This window comes from Rhodococcoides trifolii (assembly GCF_014635345.1).
In the GTDB taxonomy this organism is placed as follows: domain Bacteria; phylum Actinomycetota; class Actinomycetes; order Mycobacteriales; family Mycobacteriaceae; genus Rhodococcoides; species Rhodococcoides trifolii.
The window spans coordinates 327,057-348,892 of the sequence record NZ_BMCU01000002.1 but is presented as its reverse complement, the minus strand read 5'-3'; the positions used below and the strand labels follow the sequence as shown (position 1 = coordinate 348,892).

Genomic DNA, 21,836 nt, shown 5'->3' with positions numbered 1-21,836 from the left:
ACGAGCATCTCACGTGCCCTTGACGTTCAGAATCTGCCTGAGCTCGTGCTCGATGCTCACCAGATCCCGTGCATCCTCCATCACCTGCTCCACCGGCTTGTAGGCGTCGGGAATCTCGTCGATGAAGTCCGCACTGTCGCGGTACTCGATACCGGCCATTCGCTGACGCAAATCGTCCTGTGTGAAGCGCCGCTTCGCCTCCGTCCTGGAGAAGCGCCGGCCGGCTCCGTGGGGCGCCGAGCACAGACCCGACGCACTGCCGAGCCCGACGACCACGTAGCTGCGCGTACCCATGGACCCCGGGATGATTCCCTTCACGCCCTCGTGCGCGTCGACCGCACCCTTACGAGTGAGCCACACGTCCTTGCCCGCGTGTTGTTCCTTGCGGGTGTAGTTGTGATGAGTGTTTATCCTTTTGACCTCGCGGTGGTTCTCGGTGCCCATCCACTGGGCGAAGACCGTGCCGAAGCGATCCATCATCTCGGCCCTGTTCAGGAACGCGAAACGCTGCGCCCAGTTCAGGTCTCGGATGTACCGCCAGAACTCGTCGGTCCCCTCGGGGAGGTACGCGAGGTCTCTGTTGGGCAACGTGATCCACCACTTCTCGCACAGCTTCTGCGCAATGGCGATGTGCTTCTGCGCGATCTTGTTGCCGACACCCCTCGATCCGGAATGCAGAAACAGCCACACGTGATCGGTCTCGTCCAGGCACAGCTCGATGAAGTGGTTGCCGCCGCCCAGCGATCCGAGCTGCTCGCGCCACTTCGGGGAGTGCGCAAGGTTCACCTGGTCCGACGCCGCCTTCGCTTCCAGCTCCGCTATCTTGCCGGCGGTGAAGTCGAACCGCTCGAGGTGGCCGTTGTAGTTTCCGGGCGAGAGCGGCACGGCAACTTCGATGGCCGCGCGCAGGTCCGACAACGACGCGGAGTTGCCCGCAACGTCGTCTGCGGTGAATCCCGTTCGCACACCGATCATTCCGCATCCGATGTCGACACCCACCGCGGCAGGTATCACCGCACCGAGGGTCGGTATGACCGTTCCGACAGCGCTTCCCTTCCCGCTGTGGGCGTCGGGCATCAGCGCGACGTGGGGATGGATGAACGGCATCGACGCGGTCTCCCGAGCCTGGTCGAGTGTGTTGTCGTCGAGCATGGAAGCCCAGTTGAGAAGCCTCTTACCCGCCCGTGTTGGCGGCACTGCCTTGTCTCCCTTCGTTAACGGCCTTCCCGCAGCGCGAATATGGTTGGTGCGGAACGAAAATTATGTCCGCCACCACCGTCGGGTGTCATCTGGTTTTAGAATCGGTGCATCGAGTCGAAGGAGACACAGTGTCCGATTTCAACACCGCCATCATCGAAGAGTTCCGTGCCAACGGGGGCAAGGTCGGTGGACCGTTCGACGGCGCGTCGATGCTGATTCTGCACACCATCGGGGCGAAGTCCGGCGAAGAGCGTGTGTCCCCGCTCGTGTATCTGCCGCGCGGCGACGAGTACGTGATCTTCGCGTCCAAGGCCGGCGCCGACACCAATCCCGACTGGTACCACAACGTCAAGGCGAACCCCGAGATCTCGATCGAGGTGGGCGAGAAGAAGATCGACGTCGTGGCCACCGAGGTGACCGGGGCGCAGCGGGACGAGTTGTTCGCAGAGCAGGTGAAGGCGATGCCCGGCTTCGCCGACTACGAGGCCAAGACGACGCGTGTGATTCCGGTGATCTCGTTGTCGGCGCGGTAGGAGGGACTCGCAAAGCTTAGGCTACCCTGAACGTCGACTACAGCCGTCGACGACAAGGATCCACGCTCATGCGGGTAGCGCTCTTCGGGTACCAGACCTGGGGTCACAAGACACTCGACACGTTGATCGGGTCCCGGCACGACGTCGTGCTGACGGTGACTCATCCCCCGAGCGAGCATGCGTACGAGTCGATCTGGTCCGATTCCGTCGAGGAGTTGGCCCGCGCACACGAGATTCCGGTGCACCTGGCTCAGCGGCCCGATGCCGAACTCGTCGATCGTGTGAAGTTGGCCGAGCCCGACATCATCGTGGCCAACAACTGGCGCACGTGGCTGCCCCGCGAGATTTTCGACCTCCCGCCGCACGGCACCCTGAACCTGCATGATTCGCTGCTGCCCAAGTTCACCGGTTTCTCTCCGGTGATCTGGTCGCTGATCAGCGGCGCGTCCGAGACCGGCCTCACCGCGCATCGGATGGACGACGAACTCGACACCGGCGACATCATCACCCAGCGAGCCGTTCCGATCGGTCCACGCGACACGGCAACCGAACTCGTGCAGGCAACCATCGACCTCATTCCCGAGGTCCTTCTCGACGCTCTCGATCGCATCGAAGCCGGGACTGCCGAGTGGACGCCGCAGAACCTCGCCGATCGCACCTTCTTCCACAAGCGCGTCGACACGGACAGCCGGATCGACTGGACGTGGCCGGCGGAGGACATCGACCGGCTCGTCAGGGCGCAGTCCGACCCGTATCCCAACGCGTACACGTACTTTCGTGGCCAGCGCATCAGAATCACGCGCGCCCACGTCTCGCGCGGGATCTACGGCGGCACCCCGGGCCGGGTCTTCATCACCGAAGACGACGGCATGGTGATCGTGGCCGGTCCCGCTGCGTACCGCGGCGAAAATCATGGGCTGGTCATCGACAGCGTCCGAACCGACGACGGCGTCGACCATTCCCGGTTCTTCCGAACCGGTGGCGGATACCTGACCGACGCGCCCTAGGCCTGGTCGATGCGCGAATGCGCAGACAGCAGCAGGTCTTCGAAGGATTCCTTGATAGGCGCGGCCAGCGATGCATTGTCGGTGACATCGGCGATTATTCGGCACGCGAGGTGCCGCAACTTCACGTTCTTCGTCTGCGACTGCCACGCCAGCACGGCGAAAGCCTTGTCCGCATCGATGCCGAAGGCGAGCATCAGGATCCCCTTGGCCTGCTCGATGACCGCCCGCGCGTCGACGATACCGTCGAGCTCCTGGCCGAGTCGGTTGGTGACCACTCGGTCGGTGTGCTCGGTGACGTCGAGTACGTACCCGGCCACGTCGACGAACGCCCCGTCGGCGTCGTATTCGGCGTCGCCGAGGATCACGACGTCGCGCAGAGTTCCGTTCTTCGTGACGATTCGGTGTGCGTACAGGCAGCGGTCACCGGTCTCGATGGTGTTCGCGACAACCTCCTGGGCCCGTTGCCGCTCGTCCGGGTGGCAGTGCTCGACGACTGCTTCCAGAGTGAGCGCGAGTTCACCGGGCTTGTAACCGTAGATCTCGTAGAGGTCGTCGGACCAATTCAACTCTCCGGTGCCGACCGTGTACCGGTAGCGACCGACCCGCGGGGTTGCCAGCGGTCCGATGGTCATGTCACGTGTGCGGCGCGGTTGCGGCTGCCGCTGTTGCGTCCTCACTGCTGCCGACCTTTCCGATACGCCGCCGAGTACGAGAGATGAGGCTCGGGTCGGTCGGAAGAAAAATATCAGATCGGTTCGGACAACGGCGCGAAGAAGCTATTTCGCGAGCGTGAACTGATCGACGTCGATGGTTCCCCGGCGGAACTGGCTCGCGCAGCCGCTCAGGTATTTGACATACCGCTCGTAGACCACGTCACCGGCTATCGCGATCGCGTCGTCCTTCCGCGCTTCGAGGTTCGCCGTCCACATCTCGAGTGTCTGCGCGTAGTGCTGTTGCAGCGACTGCACCCGAGTTACCGTGAATCCCACCGATTCTGCGCGCTCGGCCACCACCTGCGGCCGATCCAGTTCGCCGCCGGGGAAGATCTCCCGGATGATGAACCGAAGAAACAGAGCGTCCCGTTTGTCGACCGGAATGTTCATGTCCTTCAGATCGTCCAGACCGAAAGCGACGATGGTGTGCAGCAACATCACACCGTCCGGCGGAAGAATGCTGTAGGCCATTTCGAAGAACGGAATGTGGCGCGCCCTCCGGAAATGCTCGAATGCCCCGATGCTGACAATTCGGTCGACCGGCTGGTCGAACTCTTCCCACCCCTGAAGTCGGACCTCGGCACGTCGCGTACCGGGCAGATCACGCAATCGTTGCGCCACCCGTGCGTGCTGGTGCTCGCTGAGCGTCAGTCCGATGACGTCGACGTCGAAGCGCTCCCGCGCGCGAATCATCGCGGTGCCCCACCCGCACCCCACGTCCAGCAGCGTCATGCCCGGCTGCAGTCCCAACTTGTCCAGCGCCAGGTCGATCTTGGCGAGCTGAGCCTGTTCGAGGGTCATCTCGGGCCGCTCGAAGTAGGCACAGCTGTACGTCCAGGTCGGATCGAGAAACAGTGCGTAGAACTCGTCGGACAGGTCGTAGTGCGACTGCACGTTGCGGAAGAAGGGCTTCAGCTCGGGCTTTTTCAGGTCGGACATGGAGGCACACCTCGTGAACGTAGACGGTCACGGGTCCTGCGCTCTCAACACCCATCACAAGAAAAACCCGAAATACCGGTTTATCTCACAATGCGTAGCGTACGACCTTGTGATGCACACCGCACGCTGTACCGAAGCTCAGTCTTCGGGGAGGGCCTCGACCTCGTCGAGCACACTCACGGTCACGCCGTACGGCAGGAATCGCACGCGCCGTGACGTGTCGACGTTGTCCTTGTGGGCACGCAGCGCGTCCAGTTCCGTCGCGTAGAGCTGATCGATGCGCGCCGAACCGTCGTCGTCGAGCGTGTAGATGGCCCACACGCCGTCACCGGTGTCACCGGTCGTCTCCGGTTCGGGGACGCGCCGCGCGGCGGGTGCCGACCCGCCGAACATGCCGGCGAGGGGCGACTCCGAACCGGACTGGCCGACCACCTTCATGATCTGACCGAACACGTCCCGCAGACCTTCACTCGCCTCGCGAGCGACGCGATCGAAATCTTCGGGATCGAAATTGAACGGGTTGTTGCTGCTCATGACGTACCTCCTGGAGTGCTCGACCGGCCCGCGGCCCGCAGAGCGTGTCACTCCAGTGTGCCCTCTATTGCGGTGGGGAAGCCGTCCACGACGTCACCAAGTGCTCGACAATGGGCCGAAGCTCGGTCAACGGGGTGGCGCCGAAGACCACCTGCCGGGAGATGATGCCGTCGACGAAGATCACGGTGGTCTCGGCGGTCATCTCGGCGTTCGGTAGATCGAGCGCCAGAATTATCTGGGTGGTGAAGTCCACGAAGGCCTGGCGCTGAGCGTCGAACACCGCCCGAATCTCCGGATCTGTCTGGGCCTCACCGAGAAGGAGGTGGCGGGCAACCACGCGCTCGCGAGCGGTGGTCATCTCGTCGACGAACGAGAGGAAATGATCGATGACCAGGTCCATCGTGATGTCGCCGGTGAGCAGAGGCCCGAAATTCTTCGCGGCGACGGCCAGGTCGCGGTTGAACAGTTCTTCGACGGCCAACCCGATGAGCTTGGCCCTGGTAGGTGCGTGATAATTGACCGCGCCCGAACCCAGACCGGCCGCGGAGTCGACGGCGCGGTGCGTCAAACCCCGAAGGCCCTGTGTCGCAAGCACTTCGATCGCGGCGGATGCAATCTGATCTCGCCGCCGCACGCGCGCTTCCGCCGTCGACCCCTGACCCTCCATGCGGAGAGCCTAACGAGTTGGGCGACGAGGCGGACAACGGGACGAACCTGGCCACCGGTTGCTCGATGGCCAGGCTCTCCAGGATCCCAGCGTCCGGACACTGCGATCACTGTCCATCTTTGATACCCAGTCCTGCCCCGGCCTCACACCTTCCGCGCCGCCGATCAGCTGGCCCGGCGTGACCCGGCATCGGTGTCGGCCGCCACGGCGCCACGAGCAACGATCGTCTGCGCCACGTACGCGGCATCGGCGTCGATGCCCAGGAAGCGCCCCGAACCCCAGGTGTGCATCCAGGGAAGGCCGATGAACGACAGCCCCGGAACGGCGGTGATGCCGCGAGACTGCATGGGGCGGCCACCGCCGTCGAACGCGCTGGCTTCGATCCACCGGTAGTCCGGCCGGTACCCGATCGCCCACACGATCGAGGTGATGCCCTCGGCTGCGACATCGAGCGACTGCGGCTCGTGGTCCGGGCTCCATACGGGCTCGTACCGCGCCGGTGGGGGCGCGTCGATTCCCTCTCGGTCGATGTAGCGGTCGATGTCGGCGCAGATCGAGTTGTAGACGGCGTCCGCCTTGTCCAGGGATTTCTGCAAGGTCGGTTCGAACACGAGCTCGCTCCCCTGGCCGCCCGCCAGCGCCCCGTACAGCCGCATGCCCTCGGTCGCGAATCCGCGCAGGTCGATGTCACGGCCGCCGTCACGGCCTGTGACGTAGTGGTTCGTCTTTTCCTGCGCCGCTCGCCCGCCCGGGTAGTCGGCGACTCCGATGTCGTAGATCCCCATGTCCGACAGCCACGTCATGCAGTCACGCCCCCGATAGGTTCGCGCGACACGAGGTGCGCCGCCCACCGCGAGATGGACCTTTCGGCCCTCGAGGTGGAGGTCCTCGGCGATCTGTGCACCCGATTGCCCGGTGCCCACGACCAGCACGGCGCCCTCGGGAAGTTGTGCGGCATTGCGGTATTCCTCGGAGTGCACCTGAGTCACCGAGGGATCGAGAGTCGACGCGAACGCCGGGACGATGGGAATGGGGTATCCGCCGGTGGCGATGACGACCTCGTCGCAGGTCAGCGTCTCGTCGCCGGTGGGAGTCGACACGGTGATCTCGAATCCGCCTGCCGCGCCGTGCCGTAGGGCTGTCGCTCGGGTGCGGGTGCGTACGGGCGGATCGAACGTCTCGAGCCATCCGGTCAACCAGTCGACGACCTGATCCCGGGTCATGAACCCGTCGGGGTCGTCTCCCGCGTAGGCGTACCCGGGTAATTTGCAGTGCCAGTTCGGGGTGACGAGCGTGAAATTGTCCCACCGCGTGTCGGCCCAGTTGTGCACCACCTCGGCGGCTTCGAGGACGACGTGGTCGATGCCCTCGCTGCCGAGATACCAACTCACGGACAGCCCGGCTTGGCCACCGCCGACGATGACGACGGGAACATGGTGTGCGGCAACACTGTGTGCATCAACACTGTGCGCAGCAACACTGTGTGCGGGTGACGAAGTCGAGCCGATCATGAGTGCTCCATGGGTGAGGTGGGTGTCGCCGTGGTCAGGACCGTGCGTGGACGAGACCGCGCCACTTGGCTGTTTCCGCGTCGTCGGGGGCACCGACCGGGCCGTACACGTCCGGCCGACGGTCTCGCAGGTGGAACATCCCTGCACGCATCTGCCGGAAGGTGCCCTCGATGTCGACCTCGGCCGAGGCAATTCCGCTGCCCAGCAACGTGGTTGCCAGAATGTTGCCACCGGGATCGACCACCTTGGCGTTGCCGACGTAGCGCAGCGACCCGAAGGTGCCCGATTGATTGGCCGCTACCCAGAACACTTGGTTGTCCAACGCACGGGCGATGTCGAACTGATTGAACCGATATGTCCAACGGTCGTCCTGGAGGTTCTCGGCCGTCTGGGTGCGCGCCGCCGGCCACGCCGACAGGCTCGCGATGATCTCGGCGCCGTCGAGCGCCATGATGCGCGCCGCCTCGGGAAACGCTTTGTCGTAACAGATCTGGAGTCCGATGCGGCCGACCGGGGTGTCCGACACCGGGTAGGTCGACCCCGCCGAGTAGGACATGTTCTCGCCCAACGGCTGGTGCACTTTGCGGTAGCTACCGTAGATCTGACCGCCGTCGAGCAAAGCCGCTGCGTTGTAGCGTGTTTCACCGTCCTCGGCCAGCTCGCAGAAACCGATCGCGACCACCAGGTCGCCCACGATGGCCTGGACCTTCTTCAGTTCCGGTCCGTCCAGTGAAATGGCCGGTGGCAACGAGCGCGTGGTGTTCTTGACGGTGTCACCGTGGTCACCGAGCGACGAGAGGTACCCGCCGATCGCCGCCTCCGGAAGCGCCAGGAAGTCCACGCCGATCGAGCGCGCCTCGTCGGCGAGTGCGCTGATGAGTGCGTAGTTCTGGTCGAGATCCCGCGTGAAATTCGCGGATGCCCCTGCGATCGTTGTCATGCGGGTAATTCCACTCGCCGGCCATTTCCGAATGGTCAAATCCGGAACAACACCACGTTTCGGAACCCTCACACCCCGGCAGGGTGTCTACCGCACCTTGATTCTCAGTCCACCCGGCTTGATCGACACCGACTCCTCGACCACCAGCTCGTATCCCGGTTCGGGCTCGAGTTCGAACGTCCGCAGCACCGTCGCCAACGTGAGCACTATCTCGTGGTACGCGAACTGGCGGCCGATGCATGCTCGCATCCCGGTGCCGAAGGGCTTGTAGACCGCCGCCAGGTTCTTCGGAACACGGTCGCGGTTCCACCGGTCGGGATCGAAGGTCTCGGCGTCGGGCCCCCACGACGGGTCACGGTGCAGCTTGAGCAGCACCACGAACACCCACTCGCCCGCGTCGAACGGGTACTGTCCGCCGATCATCGTGTCGTGCTTCGCTTTTCGGAAATAGCCGGGTGCCACCGGCCACAGTCGCAGCGTCTCGTCGACCACTTTGCGCAGATAGCGCAGCTTGCCCACCTGCTCGAACTCGATGGGGCCCGACCCGCACACCTCGGCGATCTCGTCACGCACCCGATCTGCGACCTCCGGCCGAGTGGAGAGGTAGTGGAGGGCGAACGCCAGGACGCCGGCGGACGTTTCCTGTCCGGCCAGCAGGAACGTCAGAATTTGATCGCGGATGTTCTGATCGGACAGCCGCTGTCCGGTCGCCGGGTCCGTCGTGTCCAGCATCAGGTCCAGCAGGTCGCGGCGGTCGCTGTCGTGGACCGCCGACTTACGTGTGGCGACGATGTCGTCGATGAACCGATGAATGGTCGCCACGTCACGACGGTGCTGTTCTCGCTGTTTGCGAAACACCGTGGCCTCGGCGGCCGGAAAGGAGTACGCAGCCCTGTTCACGTACTTCATCGACCGCAGCAGGCTCGCCACCATCACATGCGGCTCGGCGCGCGCGAAGGAATCGAAGTCGTACCCGAATGCCACTCGTCCGATCACCTCGAGTGCCATGTTGTTCATGTCGGGCGCGACGTTCAACCAGGTGTCGGGCCCCTGTTCGCGCCAGTACTGCACCAATCGATCGACGGTGTCGGTGATGACCCCGTGGTATGTACGCATGGCCGACTGCGTGAACGCCGGAGCCAGAACGGCATGTGCAGCAGCCCAGTTGGGTTCGGTGGTCTCCGCGGTGAACAATCCGTCTCCCGCGATCGACCGCAGGTCCTGCAGCGGTACCCCAAGGAACTTGTCCCAGGACGTGTCGTCGTTGACCTCCGCTACCAGATCGGGTCCCGACACATAGGTGACCCGCAGGTTCACGTACTTGCGCTCGTAGATGGGACCGAAGGTGTCCGCGTCCTTCCACCCCCACTCGGCGGTGTCCGGAACGTGCATCGTGAGCAGATCACCCAGAACGGGAATTCGACGCGGCGGGTGGGGTACGACTCTGCTCTTGCCTGTCACAGCCGAATACTACGTCGGTGCGACCAGGGCCGACCGCGGGTCCATTCTGCTTGTGACACATCCACAACGGTCGATCCACCGCACTGTCACGTCTGACATCGAACGCGAGAAAGGTGCAAAACGGACTGGCGCACCGCTACTTTGAGCCTTCACCACGTGCGACGGGGGCAGCACAGCCATGAGCGGGACCAGAACGACCGACATCACCGATCCACGCGCCCGAACGACGCAGCTGACCGCGTTCGGGGTGATCTGCGTCGTGGAACTGTTGATCTGTCTCGACATGACCGTGGTCGGAGTTGCGTTGCCGCAGATCGGCATCGAACTCGAAGCGGGCCTGTCCGGACTCCAGTGGGTCGTCGACGCCTACACGCTCACGTTCGCCGGCCTGCTCCTCGCGTTCGGCAACCTCGGCGACCGTTACGGTCGCCGACGGTTCCTCCTCATCGGACTCGCCGGACTCGGCCCGATGTCGATCATCGGCGCACTCGCCGATTCGTTGTCTCAGGTGATCCTCTCGCGGGCACTGATGGGTGTATTCGCAGCAGCTCTGCTCCCCGCGACCCTCGCGGTCATCACCAATCTGTTCCCGAAGCCGACCGAACGAGCGGCGGCCATCGGGGTCTGGTCGTCCATCGCCGGCGTCGGGGTGGCCATCGGGCCGGTGTCGGGTGGATGGCTCCTCGAACATTTCTCGTGGCACTCGGTGTTCTGGCTGAACGTGCCCGTCGCCGTGCTCGCATTCGTGGCCGTCGCGGTCTTCGTGCCCGAGTCTCGGGCCCGAGCCGTGGGCGCCCTGGACGTGCCGGGGGTGGTGCTGTCGATCGCAGGCGTGTCCCTTTTGGTGTTCGTGCTCATCGAGGCGCCCCGATTCGGCTGGCTGTCGGCCGTGACGATCGGCGGTGCCGTGGTATCCGCACTCCTGCTGGTGGCCTTCGTCTTTCGGCAGCTGAGGACCGAATCACCGATTCTGAATGTCCGCCTGTTTCGAATGAAGCCCTTTGCGTGGCCCGCGCTGTCGATTGCGGTCGCATACTTCTCGCTGTTCGGTTTTCTGTTCCTCATCACCCAGTACTTCCAGGGTGTGCGGGAGTATTCGCCGCTGGCCTTCGGCATCGCCACACTCCCGTTCGCCGCGGCGCTGGCCGTCAGCTCGCCGACGGCCACGCTCGTGGCCCAGCGAATCGGAACGATGCCGGTGATCGTCACCGGACTGATACTGATCGGCGGCGGGCTCCTCGTGTCGGCGCGCGTCGAGATCGACAGTTCGTACCTCACGGTCATTCTCCCTGCCATGATCCTGCTGGCCGTAGGCATCGCCGTCATTCAGGGCCCCGCCACGGAATCCATCATGGCGTCGCTCCCGCTGGACGAAGCGGGCGCCGGAGCCGCCGTCAACGACACCACTCGGGAGATCGGGGGAACATTGGGAATCGCCGTCCTCGGCTCCGTCGTGGCGTCGTACTACGCCGCCACCGTGCGCCCCATCGTGGACGCGATCCCGTCGGCGATCATGACCGACACCGAGAAGGACTACGCCAATTCGAGCGTCCTCAGCGTGATCGAACTGCAGAAGGCCGAGTTGCCGTCGATCTTCGAGCCACAGCGGCAACAGTTGGTTCTCGACATGAAGGAAGCTGCGCTCCGCGGTGCGGAGGTAGCGGCCTACATCGCATCGGGAGCAGTATTCCTCTGTGCGGCAGTGGTATTGGTGATGTTCCCGCGCAGCTACCGAACCGCCAAGTCCGCCGAATAGACCCGGTACCGCCGGTTGGGTTCGACCGGGTAGGACTTACGGAAGGCGCTAACCCAGCCGCCGTCCTCGAGCACCGGCGCCGCCTCCGCCGACGAGTAGCCGCCCTTCTCGATCCGCTCGAAGAGCTCGTAGATCAGCAGCGACGACACGCCCATGTCCGGGCAATCCGGATGCACCGCCATCATGTCGATTCGCACGTGGGTACGCAGTTTCCGTCCGCCCGGACCCTTCCACCGCACGATCGTGTGCAGATCGCGCACGAGCCCGCTCCGCCACCGCCGAGCCGTGACCGCCGCCTTGTTCACGTCGGGTATTCCCATCAGGAACGCGACCGGTCGGCCCTCGATCTCGGCGATGAGGACCAGCTCGGGATCGAGAATGGGCTTCATCGAATTCGCGAGGTCGAGCATCTCGTCCGGCTCGACGGGGGTGAATCCCCAGAACTGTCCAAACGCGGCGTTGTAGAGCTCGCGCACGATTTCGATGTCCTGCTCGAACGTGCGCGGATCCATGGACCTGAAGGTTGCCTTGGACCGTTCTCGCCAGCGGCGGGCCAGTGCCGTCTTCCGCTCGAACGCCGGTGTCTGCACCAGCGTGTTCGGCTCGTCGACGTAGAAGGTGTGAAAGTCCTTGACCTTGCGCAGACCCCACGCTTCGACCTGATCGGCGTAGTACCGCGGGTTGTGCGGCATTCCCACGAGCGGTGGCGCGTCGACCCCGCCGATGAGAAACCCTGCGCTGTAGAGCATGTTCGGGCTCATCGGACCCACCAACGTCGTCAACGATCGGCCGCGAGCCCACGACGCGACGGCGTCGAGAAGCGCCGACGACACCGCTGAGTCGTCGACTGCCTCGTAGAACCCGAAGAATGCCGTCTGCTCACCGGTATGGCCGATGAACACGAGATCGGCGATGGCCACGACACGTCCCACCGGTACGGTGCCGTCGTAGGCGAGGAAGGCGCGAGTTGCGATGCGCGCGTTCATCTCCGGAGTGGGGTTGATCAGCACCGTGTCGATGTCGGCGATGTCGCCCGCCACCCAGTGCGGATCGTCGCGGTAGACGAGGCGCGGTACCTGTCGAAACGTTCGCCAGTCGCGGCGGCCGGACACGGGGCGGACGGTGATCACAGCGACATCTCCTCTGCCGCAACGGCCAGCACCGTCTCACCGGCGTAGACGTACTGCCCCGCCTTCACCAGAACTCGGTCCACTAATGCGTCGGGCAGGAACACGTCGCACTGCGATCCGAACCGGATGAGGCCGTACTGCTCACCCCGTCCGACCTTGTCGCCGATCGCAACTCGCGCAACGATGCGATTGACCCACAGGTCCGCGATCTGAGTGACGAAGACGGTGACCCCGCTGCGGTGTTCGATGCCGATGGTCAACCGCTCGTTGGTGAGCAGGTACTCGCACTCGTTGTCGTACGGCTGTCGATCGAAGACCACGTTGGCCGTCATCCGGGCCATGGACCGATTGAACGGGGCGGCACTGCGATGCTCGCGAAGGACGACCGAACCCTCGATCGGGGCTCGGTTACGGTGCACGGAGTACTCCGTCATGTATGTGCCGACGAGGTAGCCGCTTGTATCCGTGACCGCGCCGGCGTACTCCGCCAACGGAATTGCCTTCCGGTTCTTGATCGCGATCGGTACGACACCGGCCTCGACACGTTTGACGTAGGTGACGACGCCGTCGGCGGCACACACGATGTTGCGGTCACCGTCGGGAACGGAACGGGGAGGGTCCCGTAGGAACCAGGACACCCGCCAGTACGCGTAACCGCCGACCAGACCCGCGGCCGCAGCAAGCGCGGGGACGAGACCCCTCACGATTCGACACTCACGTATCCACCCTGTCGATCACGGACTCCTTACCGTGATCGAAGCGCTCCACCGCCGACACGAAACGGTCGAAAAGGCGTGTGCGGAAAGCATTGTCACTGACGTGAGCCGCGACTCCGACCGTCGCGAGAAGTGGGTAGTAGGCCACCGTGGAGGTGAAGTTCACGAAGTCGCCGACGAACGTTCGCAGACGGTAGACCGCGTCGTCGGAGAGGAACACGGGCTCGTGCGGAACCAGAACGCCGTCCGCCGACAAGGAACCGGGTTCGGCGAGCGTCACGAGACCTCGGCCGGAACGCGGACCCCGGGGGCGACGACGGGCGCAGCCACGGCGCCTCGGAAGTCGATGTTGTCGAGGTACAGCGTGAACAACTCCTTGTGGTTCCACCACGACGTGTCGTAGGAGGCGGGGAGGCGAGACGGAGCATTCGAGCGGTAGATCAGATCGTTGACGTCCGACGACAGTAGCGACGACACCTTGCGGTACGGAATCTTGGAGGTCACGACCTCGATGAACTGCTCCCACGGCACGACGTCGATTCCGAGCAGCTCGGCGAGCAACGAGTTGTCGTACGGCGTGGGGTTGGACGGCACGAGGTGATCCATCGGCTCGTCCGCCGTCGCGTTGTGCACCAAGACGTCCGCGAGAACGTCGACGGGCGCGTAGTTCATTCCCGGGCCGTCCCAGATGGCGCCGACGTTGACGGCCACTTCGATCGCGCGCCACCAGCTGTAGACCCGGCCGGGGTCCTTGCCCACGACGGTGCCGCCGAGCACGTACGGCGATTCGCACAGGGTGACTGAGGCGATGCCGTCGCGGCTGAGCCACCGCAGCAACTGACCGTTGATCCACTTCATCTGGCAGTACCCGGAGTACCACCAGGAGTCGGGACGCAGGAAATCCTCCGGACTGGTGTAGATGAATGCCCCGATGCTTCCCATGTAGGTGAGGTGCTTTCGGCGGTCCTCCAGCGTGAACTGCACGACCCGCAGGAGGGAGGCGAACCAGTCCTCGCGGAGTTCGAGGTACGACGAGTCGTAGTCGGTCGAGCTGGCGGAGTTGAAGACCAGGTCGACGCTGCGTCGCAGGAAACGGTACGAATCGGGGTCGAGACCGAACCGAGTACGGGTGGGTACCGCCTCGATCACCTGAACCTTCGACCGGTCGATGACGGAGATCGAGTATTGCAGGAGAGTGAGCTCGAATCGTTCCTGCGCCGACACCCCGTCGGCTCCGCGCACTCCCGCGTACACCGTGGTGATCGTCGGGTCCGCGGACAGCCGAGCCACGAGGTGCGCTCCCACGAAACCGTTGGCCCCGAACACCAACGCGACCTCGTTGGACTGCGGGGGCAGACCCGCGAGGTTCTCGCGAGCGTCGTCCGTGAGCCGCGGGCGCAGCAGCGACGGGTCACCGGCACTCAGAGCTGCGATGTCGGCGTACTTCCGGGAGAATTCCAGACTGGGACTGTCGGACGTCAGAGGCGAGAACGGTCGAACGTCGTCGGCATCGTTGGCGCGGGTGGTGAACGAGTACTCGGCGGTCAATTCGGTTTCCCCCAGAAAGCTGCTGACGTATCGCCGTCCGGCGACGACTGTTCGAGCCCGGTCACCCCTGCGAGACCGGACGTCCGCAACACATGTTGCGGGAATGGCGCATGTAGAAGAGTAAAACAATCGCATCACCGGTTTGCCCGGACTGCGCTGTAGGACACACGGAACCGGGCTCCCAAACTTGTGACCTGTACACAAACCGACCCGTCTTTGCCAAAGGCGATCCGCTTGGAGACCGCGCGGCACGGGTACACGCGGGAATGGAAGAAGAGCGTCCCGATGGGGCAGAGGGTGTCGTCGAGCCGGACGTCGCCGCCGAGGACACCGAGGAGACGTTCGATCGTCTCGTCGATGAGGGGCGTCAGCGGCTGGGTCGCTCGTGGCTCGCCCTGATCGCCACCGGACTGCTGGGTGGACTCGATATTGGAGTCGGCGTCCTCGCCCTGCTGATCGTCGAGGAGGCAACCGGAAACATCGTCCTGTCCTCGCTGGCGTTCGGCATCGGCTTCGTGTCGCTGTCCCTGGCCAGGAGCGAGCTGTTCACCGAGGATTTCTTGATCCCGGTTGCGACCGTGGTTGCCAAGGAAGCCAATCCCCTGTCGCTTCTGCGGCTCTGGATCAGCACGCTGTTCACCAACCTCGTCGGCGGTTGGGTCATCGTGGCGATCGTCATGGCCGCTTTCCCGTCACTGCGGGAAACCGCAATCCACACCGCCACCGGCTACATCGACCTCGGAACCAATTGGCGCGCATTCGCACTCGCCGTGATCGGCGGCATGCTGATCACACTGATGACCCATCTGCAACACGCGACCGACTCAGACGGTGTTCGTTTGGTCCCGGCCGTCGCGTTCGGCTTCGTCCTCAGTGCCGGCCACATCAACCACGCCATCGTGGCGTCGCTGATCAGCTTTGCCGCATTGGTCGCCGGAGCGCCGTTCGGGTACGCCGATTGGCTGGGCATGTTCGCACTCGCCGCAGTCGGCAACATGGTGGGCGGTCTGGGGCTCGTGACCACCCTGCGCCTCATACAGGTGCCGCACAAAGTCGCGACGGAACGTCGCTGACCAGCTGCGTCTCGATTACTCGGTCTTGCCCGATGCTGTGGCCACGAAATCCGCCGCGACGTCGCGCAATTTGCGGTTCGTTCGTTGGGACTGGTCGGCCAGGACCTCGAACGCCGTGTCGGCGTCGATGCCGCGCAAGGCCATGAGAATGCCCTTGGCCTGCTCTATCGGTGCGCGGTGTGCCATCGCTTCCCGCAACCCGTCCGCGATGTCGGCGACAGTCCGGTAGCGCGCGAAATCGCCGATCGCACGCCCGACGGCCGAGGTGACCACGGACAGCAACTCCGCATCCACGTCGTCGAACGCGCTGGGGTCCTCCCCGTAGATGTTGACTGCGCCGAAGCGGTCGGTGTCCGCAAGCACCGGGGCAGCGAGAAAGGAATGCACGCCCTCGGATCGAGCGGCCGGTCCGAATTCCGGCCACCGATCGTCGGTCTCGTCGCAGTCCACGACGACGGTCTCGCCTGTCCGCGCCGCGTGCAGGCACGGACCCTGATCCGTTCGATACTGCTGCTTATCGATCTCGAGAGTTTTGCTGTCGGTGTAGACGGCGGTGTACGTCCGCTTGTCGAAGTCGACCGTCACACTGCAGTACTGCGCGCTCGGGATGACCGTGCGCACCGAATCTGCCGCCCGCTGAAGCAATTCGAGCAAGTCGTCGTCGTTCTCGATTCTCGGTCCGAGCGACAGAACGATCCGGCCGAACTCGGCTGCTGCCATCACACGTGGCGCCAGAGCCGCCTCCGCATGTCCATTGTCCATACGCTATTCGACCACACGCACCCGATCCGACTGCTCCCGTCGGTCGCCGCTGTGTCGCTTTGCTCGAACAGCCGTCCAGGACAGACTGTCCCCGTATCGTTCGAGACCCGGGTGTCCCGGAAAGTCGTACCAACCCGGACGTAGAGGCGCGGGACGCTGCGGACTTGCGGCGGCGAGCAACAACAGGCTCATTCTCTCGAACACGTACCCGAATCTCACAGTCATGGCAGCCACCCTTTCTCGGGCAGTCGTCTGCCTGTCGCAATAGTGACCGACGGATCTCTCGAACCTGCAATTTCCGGATCACGGACCGATAACGGTAGAGCCACTGCTGTATCACGAAGAATGGCTGGTCAACGGTCGACCCTGTGATCGGCGCCATGAAATTCGACTCCGTGTGACGTCCACCCGCAGCGGAACGATTCTGGCCCACAGTGGGTTCGAATGATGTACCCACAATCGGGGCTAGGAGGAATTGATGTTGACAATTGTCGTCGGAACTCTGATCGGCGTGGCCGTTCTGTCGTGGCCCGCACTGTCCGCGGGTGATGGACTCGACTTCAACGGCCGGCAGGTCGCTCAGACGTACCGGGGCCGCTGAGCAGTCGATCTCGACCGCCGGTGTGACGCGGGGCACCGGCGCGGGTGAGTACGCGGGAATCCAGGCGCGGAGACGGCGCCGATTCCTCGCATGCCCGAAACCTTGCCCACGAAGCGGATGTATGCCCATAATGTGAGTGACGGTGTTCGCCGTCACACCGAACGTCACTCACACCGTTGGGATCAAGACCTCATGTCCGACCTCTGGATCGTGATCAATACCGCGGTTGCCGTGCTCGCCGTGGTCGTCTTCATAGTTCGCTTCCACCTCAACCCGGTCGTATCCCTGGTCCTCGGGGCGGCGTACCTGGGCTTGGCCACCAAGCTGGGTGTCTCGACAACCGTCGACACGATCACGGGCGGCTTCGGCGAGATCATGGCCGAGGTGGGACTGCTGATTGCGTTCGGCGTGCTGATGGGGGCCGTTCTGCAGGAGATGAACGCCATCCAACGTTTGGTGGGGACGCTGTTGCGGACCTTCGGACCCAAGCGACTCCCCTACGCGCTGTCCCTGACCATCGCCACCGTGTTGCAGTCGATCTTCCTCGACGTCCTCCTCGTGATCTCGGCACCGCTCGCCCGCAACCTGGCTCCGAAGATCGGCAAGGCCGGAACCGCCCGCATGGCAACAGCTCTGGCGATATCGCTGGAGTGCGGAATCGTGTTCATGGTTCCGGGTGTCGCGACCCTGGCCCTCGCCGGACTGCTCGGAGTACCACTCGGCAAGATGATGATCTACGGCTTCGTACTCATCGTTCCCGTCGTGGTGCTCTCCGTCGCCATCATGTCGTTCGTATTCCGGCACGGGTGGTGGAACGAGAGCAAGGACGAGCAGCAGATTCGCCCGTCCGTGACGGTCGACGAACCCACCGAACCCACCGACCCCACCGACCCCACCGACCCCGAGGAGTACGACGCATCGGGGACAGGCGGCGTCGCGCAGAAGGTTCGCGTCGAGAAGCAGACGCGGCTCGTGGTCCTGTTGTCGCCGCTGCTCACCGCACTCGTGCTGATTGCCGTGGGTGCAGTGCTCGACGTAGCAGAGGTCGAACAGCCCATTGTCTCGTTCCTGTCCAGTCCGGTCATCGCGCTGCTCATCGGATTGATCGGCACCTGCCTGATCGCGCGCTACGCCGTCGGCCAGGAGCGTGTGGAGAAAGCATTGGCACGTGGCTTCTCGGAGAGCGGGCAGATACTCATCCTGACCGGAGTCGGTGGGTCGCTCGCTGCCGTGATCGGCGAAGCCGGCCTCGGCGACATCCTCGGCGGATATTTCACGGCAAGCACCGCCGCGCCACTCCTCATGGTGTGGGCGATCGCCGCAGCCCTCCACGTTGCCGTCGGGTCCGTCACCATCTCGGCCATCACGTCCGCCGGCATCCTCGCCCCCGTCGCGCCGCTCATCGGACTCGATCCGGTGTTCGTCGCGCTGGCCGCCGGCGCTGGTTCGTTGTTCGCGGTACATGTCACCAGCAACACGTTCTGGCTTCTGCAATCCCTCATGGGTCAGACGACACGCGGCACCCTCAAAACGTGCTCGGTGGGCGTCTCGCTCGCCTCCGTCATCGCCATACTGATCATCGTGCCGATGAGCTACGTCCTGTGACCGCGCCCGATAATTCGTCCGAGAAAGGGCCACCCGTGTCAGAAGATGCACTGCCGCTGAGCGGAATTCGAGTTCTCGAACTCGGCAATTACATCGCCGCACCGACCGCCGCCCGCATGCTAGCCGATTTCGGGGCCGAGGTGATCAAGGTCGAACGTCCCGGAACCGGTGACGAGCTGCGGAACTGGAGACTCTATTCCGGCACGACGTCCATGCTGTTCCGCACCATCAACCGGAACAAGAAGTCGATCGTGCTCGATCTTCGTACCGAGCAGGGACGCAAGGACGTAGTGGATCTCGCTGCGACGTGCGACATCGTCCTCGAGAACTTCCGTCCGGGAACCCTGGAGAAATGGGGTATCTCGCCCGAGGTGCTCAGCGCCGCGAATCCCGACCTGATCGTCACCAGAATCTCCGCTTTCGGTCAGACCGGGCCGATGTCGGAACGGCCCGGATTTGCCGCTGTCGCAGAAGCATACGGCGGATTTCGCAACCTGGTCGGTGACCCGGACCGCCCGCCGGTCCGAGTCGGAGTGTCGATCGGCGATTCGATCGCCGGACTCTACGCCGCGTTCGGATGCGTCATGGCGCTGTTCCAACGCCAGACGACGTCGTCGACACTGTCGTTGTCCCAGCGCACCATCGACGTCGCCCTGAACGAATCGATTCTGTCGATGATGGAGTCGCTGATCCCGGACTATCTCGCCTACGGCATCGAACGCGAACGCGTCGGAGGGCGTATGGAAGGTATTGCGCCCTCGAACGCCTACGTCTGCAACGACGGCCACTCGATCATCATCGCGGGCAATGGCGACGCGATCTTCCAGCGCTACATGGAGACAATCGAGCGTCCCGACCTCGGCGCGGACCCCGGTCTGAAGTCCAACGCCGGCCGGTGGACACGACGCGACGAACTCGACGCCGCCATCAGCGCCTGGACCGGATTACGTTCTCGCGAACAGGCTTTGGCCATTCTCGACGACGCAGGCGTGCCCTCCGGCCCCATCTACACCGCAGCCGACATCGTGGTCGACGAACAGTACGCGGCGCGAAACATGATTCAGAACTTCCGCGTCGACACCGGGGCAGACGAGCTCACCGACGTCGGTTTCGTCGGCGTGGTTCCCGTGATCGGCGACAAATCGATCCCGATTCGCTCTGTCGGACCCGACCTGGGCGAACACACACGAGAAGTGCTGTCGAGCTTGCTCGGCAGGACCGACGAGGAACTGGACGGCTGATGTACGAGTTCACCCCCACTGCCGGCCTGCGTGACGTCACCCTCAGAGACGGCCTGCAGCTCACCGGAAAGATGCTCCCGACCGATCGCAAACTCGAGATCGTGCGCGAGCTGCAGGCCCTCGGTGTGCCCGCGCTCGAGATCGGTTCGCTGGCCCGAGCCGACAAGGTCCCTCCGATGGCCAATACGCTCGAGGTGATCGCCGAGCTGACAGCCGAGGAGCTGGCGACGTGTTGGGTGTGGGTCGCGACACCGCGACACGTGGAGAAGGCGGCCGCGGCGGGCGCCCGCAACTTCCAGTACTGCTTCTCGGCATCGGATGCTCACAACGAAGCCAACATCGGGCGCAGTACCGAGGCCAGTATCGCCGCCATGCCCGACGCGGTCGACATCGCTCGATCCGTCGGCGGCGCAATCGAACTCTGTATCGCAACGTCCTTCACGTGCCCGTTCGACGGGCCGGTTGCGGAAGAGCGCGTACTGGCCATCGCGAACGACGACAGAACGGACGGAGCCACCGACATCGTCGTCTGCGACACACTCGGACAGGCGGTTCCGGCGCAGGTCTCGTCGCTGATCACTCGCGTCGGATCCGAAACCCCTCGGCGCCGCATCGTCTTTCACGGCCACGACACGTGGGGCCTCGGTGTCGCGAACACCCTTGCGGCCATCTCTGCCGGCGCGACGATGGTCGACGGCGCCCTCGGCGGTCTCGGCGGATGCCCCTTCGCACCGGGCGCCAGCGGCAACACCGCCAGCGAGGACGTCCTGTTCGCCACTCGCCCCGACTGGTTCACACCAGCCACCCTCGCCTCGCTGGTCGACATCTCGGAGAAGCTGCTGGCCGAACTCCGAGAACCGTTGCGCTCCAAGGCCGTACAGGGTGCGCGGTCCAACGCCTCCGCGTTCGAGTGGGTCGTGTGAGCAGAATACTGGTCACGACGCCGATACCGGACCCCGGACCGTCGATCCTCGAGGCCGCAGGCGAGGTGGAGGTCCGGGCACTGGGAGCCGCGGAACTCGCCGACGCCTGCGCGTCCGGTCGCTACGCTGTCGTCGTGTCGCAGCTCGGTGACCGATTCGACGGAGCCCTACTCTCGCGCGCGCAGATCGTCGGAATCTCCAACTACGCGGTGGGATACGACAACATCGATGTCGCCGCCGCGACCGAACACGGCATCACGGTGACCAACACACCCGGCGTACTCACCGATTCGACAGCAGACGTCGCCCTCCTCCTGATGCTGGCGACTGCGCGACGGGCGATCGAAGCCGATGCGTTCGTGCGCGCCGGGCTCTTCGACGGGTGGAAGCCGGAGCTGATGCTGGGCACCGACGTATCGGGTCGGGTGCTCGGCCTCGCCGGTTTCGGGCGCATCGCGCGCGCAACGGCGCGGCGCGCGTTGGCGTTCGGGATGACGGTGAACTTCTGCCCACGCCCGCCCGGTGATCGACCCGTCTCCGATTCCGAACTCGGCGAATTCGCGGGGCGCGTGAATCACGTGTCGTGGGACGACATCGTCACCGGAAGCGACTTTCTGTCACTGCACATTCCGCTCTCCGACGCCACGCACCATCTGGTCGATTCCGCGGCCCTGTCGGCCATGAAGCCGTCGGCCGTTCTGATCAACACCGCACGTGGACCCGTCGTCGACGAGACTGCGTTGGTGACGGCTCTGCACGACGGCGTCATCGCCGCGGCCGGGTTGGACGTGTACGAACACGAGCCACGACTGGCACCCGGTCTCGCCGACCTACCCAACGTGGTACTGCTCCCCCATGTCGGCAGCGCGACCGTCTCCGTCCGGTCGGAGATGGCACGGTTGTGCGCCACCAACGCGGCGGCAATGGCCACCGGCTCGAAGCCACCGCACTGTGTCAATCCCGAAGCGTGGTGAAT

Annotated in this window: 22 protein-coding genes; 9 read left to right on the top strand and 13 right to left on the bottom strand. The window is 64.3% G+C overall.

Annotation, left to right across the window (positions count from 1 at the left end):
• Nucleotides 1–9: 9 nt before the first annotated feature.
• Nucleotides 10–1,152 carry an RtcB family protein gene (locus tag IEW02_RS08680; RefSeq protein ID WP_188545244.1) on the bottom strand — a complete coding sequence of 381 codons (1,143 nt, stop codon included), beginning with the start codon at nt 1,150–1,152 and terminating at the stop codon, nt 10–12.
• 176 nt (nt 1,153–1,328) lie between these two features.
• Here IEW02_RS08680 and IEW02_RS08675 point away from each other — a divergent pair, with 176 nt between their 5' ends.
• Together IEW02_RS08675 and IEW02_RS08670 are read left to right on the top strand one after the other, a co-directional pair.
• Nucleotides 1,329–1,733, top strand: coding sequence for a nitroreductase family deazaflavin-dependent oxidoreductase (locus IEW02_RS08675; RefSeq protein ID WP_229745906.1), 405 nt, complete (start codon nt 1,329–1,331; stop codon nt 1,731–1,733).
• 68 nt (nt 1,734–1,801) lie between these two features.
• Nucleotides 1,802–2,740: a methionyl-tRNA formyltransferase gene (locus IEW02_RS08670; protein WP_188544407.1), complete on the top strand. Its 939-nt coding sequence runs from the start codon at nt 1,802–1,804 to the stop codon at nt 2,738–2,740.
• On the opposite strand, the gene IEW02_RS08665 is transcribed toward IEW02_RS08670, so the two are convergent.
• The 7 genes from IEW02_RS08665 to IEW02_RS08635 all read right to left on the bottom strand — a co-directional run bounded on the left by IEW02_RS08665 (nt 2,737) and on the right by IEW02_RS08635 (nt 9,505).
• Nucleotides 2,737–3,372, bottom strand: a complete 636-nt coding sequence (locus tag IEW02_RS08665) for a PAS and ANTAR domain-containing protein (protein WP_188544406.1) — start codon at nt 3,370–3,372, stop codon at nt 2,737–2,739. The two genes, IEW02_RS08670 and IEW02_RS08665, sit on opposite strands and share 4 nt — an antisense overlap.
• A gap of 144 nt (nt 3,373–3,516) precedes the next feature.
• The gene (locus tag IEW02_RS08660; protein WP_188544405.1) at nt 3,517–4,392 is read right to left on the bottom strand and encodes a cyclopropane mycolic acid synthase family methyltransferase; all 876 of its coding nucleotides are present in this window, start codon (nt 4,390–4,392) and stop codon (nt 3,517–3,519) included.
• Nucleotides 4,393–4,530: 138 nt separating this feature from the next.
• Nucleotides 4,531–4,926, bottom strand: coding sequence for an Rv0313 family protein (locus tag IEW02_RS08655; RefSeq protein ID WP_188544404.1), 396 nt, complete (start codon nt 4,924–4,926; stop codon nt 4,531–4,533).
• Nucleotides 4,927–4,990: 64 nt separating this feature from the next.
• Nucleotides 4,991–5,593: a TetR/AcrR family transcriptional regulator gene (locus tag IEW02_RS08650; RefSeq protein ID WP_188544403.1), complete on the bottom strand. Its 603-nt coding sequence runs from the start codon at nt 5,591–5,593 to the stop codon at nt 4,991–4,993.
• A 164-nt stretch (nt 5,594–5,757) separates the two neighbouring features.
• On the bottom strand, nt 5,758–7,104 hold the full coding sequence (locus IEW02_RS08645) for an MSMEG_0569 family flavin-dependent oxidoreductase (protein ID WP_188544402.1): 1,347 nt from the start codon (nt 7,102–7,104) through the stop codon (nt 5,758–5,760).
• 34 nt (nt 7,105–7,138) lie between these two features.
• Nucleotides 7,139–8,044 carry a carbon-nitrogen hydrolase family protein gene (locus IEW02_RS08640; protein WP_188544401.1) on the bottom strand — a complete coding sequence of 302 codons (906 nt, stop codon included), beginning with the start codon at nt 8,042–8,044 and terminating at the stop codon, nt 7,139–7,141.
• A gap of 87 nt (nt 8,045–8,131) precedes the next feature.
• Nucleotides 8,132–9,505, bottom strand: a complete 1,374-nt coding sequence (locus IEW02_RS08635; RefSeq protein ID WP_229745905.1) for a cytochrome P450 — start codon at nt 9,503–9,505, stop codon at nt 8,132–8,134.
• 178 nt (nt 9,506–9,683) lie between these two features.
• On the opposite strand from IEW02_RS08635, the gene IEW02_RS08630 reads away from it, so the two are divergent.
• On the top strand, nt 9,684–11,261 hold the full coding sequence (locus IEW02_RS08630) for an MFS transporter (protein ID WP_188544400.1): 1,578 nt from the start codon (nt 9,684–9,686) through the stop codon (nt 11,259–11,261).
• Here IEW02_RS08630 and IEW02_RS08625 read toward each other — a convergent pair.
• The 4 genes from IEW02_RS08625 to IEW02_RS08610 are packed head-to-tail and all read right to left on the bottom strand — an operon-like array spanning nt 11,234 to nt 14,655.
• Nucleotides 11,234–12,391 (bottom strand): GNAT family N-acetyltransferase, encoded by a 1,158-nt coding sequence (locus IEW02_RS08625; protein ID WP_188544399.1) that lies wholly within the window; start codon nt 12,389–12,391, stop codon nt 11,234–11,236. The two genes, IEW02_RS08630 and IEW02_RS08625, sit on opposite strands and share 28 nt — an antisense overlap.
• Nucleotides 12,388–13,095 carry a phosphatidylserine decarboxylase gene (locus tag IEW02_RS08620; protein WP_229745904.1) on the bottom strand — a complete coding sequence of 236 codons (708 nt, stop codon included), beginning with the start codon at nt 13,093–13,095 and terminating at the stop codon, nt 12,388–12,390. Before IEW02_RS08620 ends, IEW02_RS08625 begins: the two co-directional genes overlap by 4 nt.
• A 10-nt stretch (nt 13,096–13,105) precedes the next feature.
• Nucleotides 13,106–13,387: a hypothetical protein gene (locus tag IEW02_RS08615; protein WP_188544398.1), complete on the bottom strand. Its 282-nt coding sequence runs from the start codon at nt 13,385–13,387 to the stop codon at nt 13,106–13,108.
• Entirely contained in the window at nt 13,384–14,655 is a 1,272-nt protein-coding gene (locus IEW02_RS08610; protein ID WP_229745903.1) for an SDR family oxidoreductase, read from the bottom strand. The genes IEW02_RS08615 and IEW02_RS08610 overlap by 4 nt, the downstream gene beginning before the upstream one ends.
• Before the next feature lie 266 nt (nt 14,656–14,921).
• Between IEW02_RS08610 and IEW02_RS08605 the strand changes: the two genes are divergently transcribed.
• Nucleotides 14,922–15,728 (top strand): formate/nitrite transporter family protein, encoded by an 807-nt coding sequence (locus IEW02_RS08605; protein WP_188544396.1) that lies wholly within the window; start codon nt 14,922–14,924, stop codon nt 15,726–15,728.
• A gap of 15 nt (nt 15,729–15,743) precedes the next feature.
• Here the strand turns inward: IEW02_RS08605 and IEW02_RS08600 are convergent, their stop codons facing one another.
• On the bottom strand, nt 15,744–16,490 hold the full coding sequence (locus tag IEW02_RS08600; protein ID WP_188544395.1) for a GAF and ANTAR domain-containing protein: 747 nt from the start codon (nt 16,488–16,490) through the stop codon (nt 15,744–15,746).
• Between the two features lie 478 nt (nt 16,491–16,968).
• Here IEW02_RS08600 and IEW02_RS25335 point away from each other — a divergent pair, with 478 nt between their 5' ends.
• The 5 genes from IEW02_RS25335 (at nt 16,969) to IEW02_RS08585 (ending at nt 21,834) form a co-directional block, all read left to right on the top strand.
• Nucleotides 16,969–17,091 carry a hypothetical protein gene (locus tag IEW02_RS25335; protein WP_268236716.1) on the top strand — a complete coding sequence of 41 codons (123 nt, stop codon included), beginning with the start codon at nt 16,969–16,971 and terminating at the stop codon, nt 17,089–17,091.
• Nucleotides 17,092–17,283: 192 nt separating this feature from the next.
• Nucleotides 17,284–18,696: a GntP family permease gene (locus IEW02_RS08595; protein WP_188544394.1), complete on the top strand. Its 1,413-nt coding sequence runs from the start codon at nt 17,284–17,286 to the stop codon at nt 18,694–18,696.
• A 35-nt stretch (nt 18,697–18,731) separates the two neighbouring features.
• Nucleotides 18,732–19,937 (top strand): CaiB/BaiF CoA transferase family protein, encoded by a 1,206-nt coding sequence (locus tag IEW02_RS08590; protein WP_188544393.1) that lies wholly within the window; start codon nt 18,732–18,734, stop codon nt 19,935–19,937.
• Nucleotides 19,937–20,860, top strand: coding sequence for a hydroxymethylglutaryl-CoA lyase-like TIM-barrel protein (locus tag IEW02_RS25105; protein WP_229745902.1), 924 nt, complete (start codon nt 19,937–19,939; stop codon nt 20,858–20,860). Before IEW02_RS08590 ends, IEW02_RS25105 begins: the two co-directional genes overlap by 1 nt.
• Nucleotides 20,857–21,834, top strand: a complete 978-nt coding sequence (locus IEW02_RS08585) for a 2-hydroxyacid dehydrogenase (RefSeq protein ID WP_229745901.1) — start codon at nt 20,857–20,859, stop codon at nt 21,832–21,834. Before IEW02_RS25105 ends, IEW02_RS08585 begins: the two co-directional genes overlap by 4 nt.
• Nucleotides 21,835–21,836 lie beyond the last annotated feature (2 nt).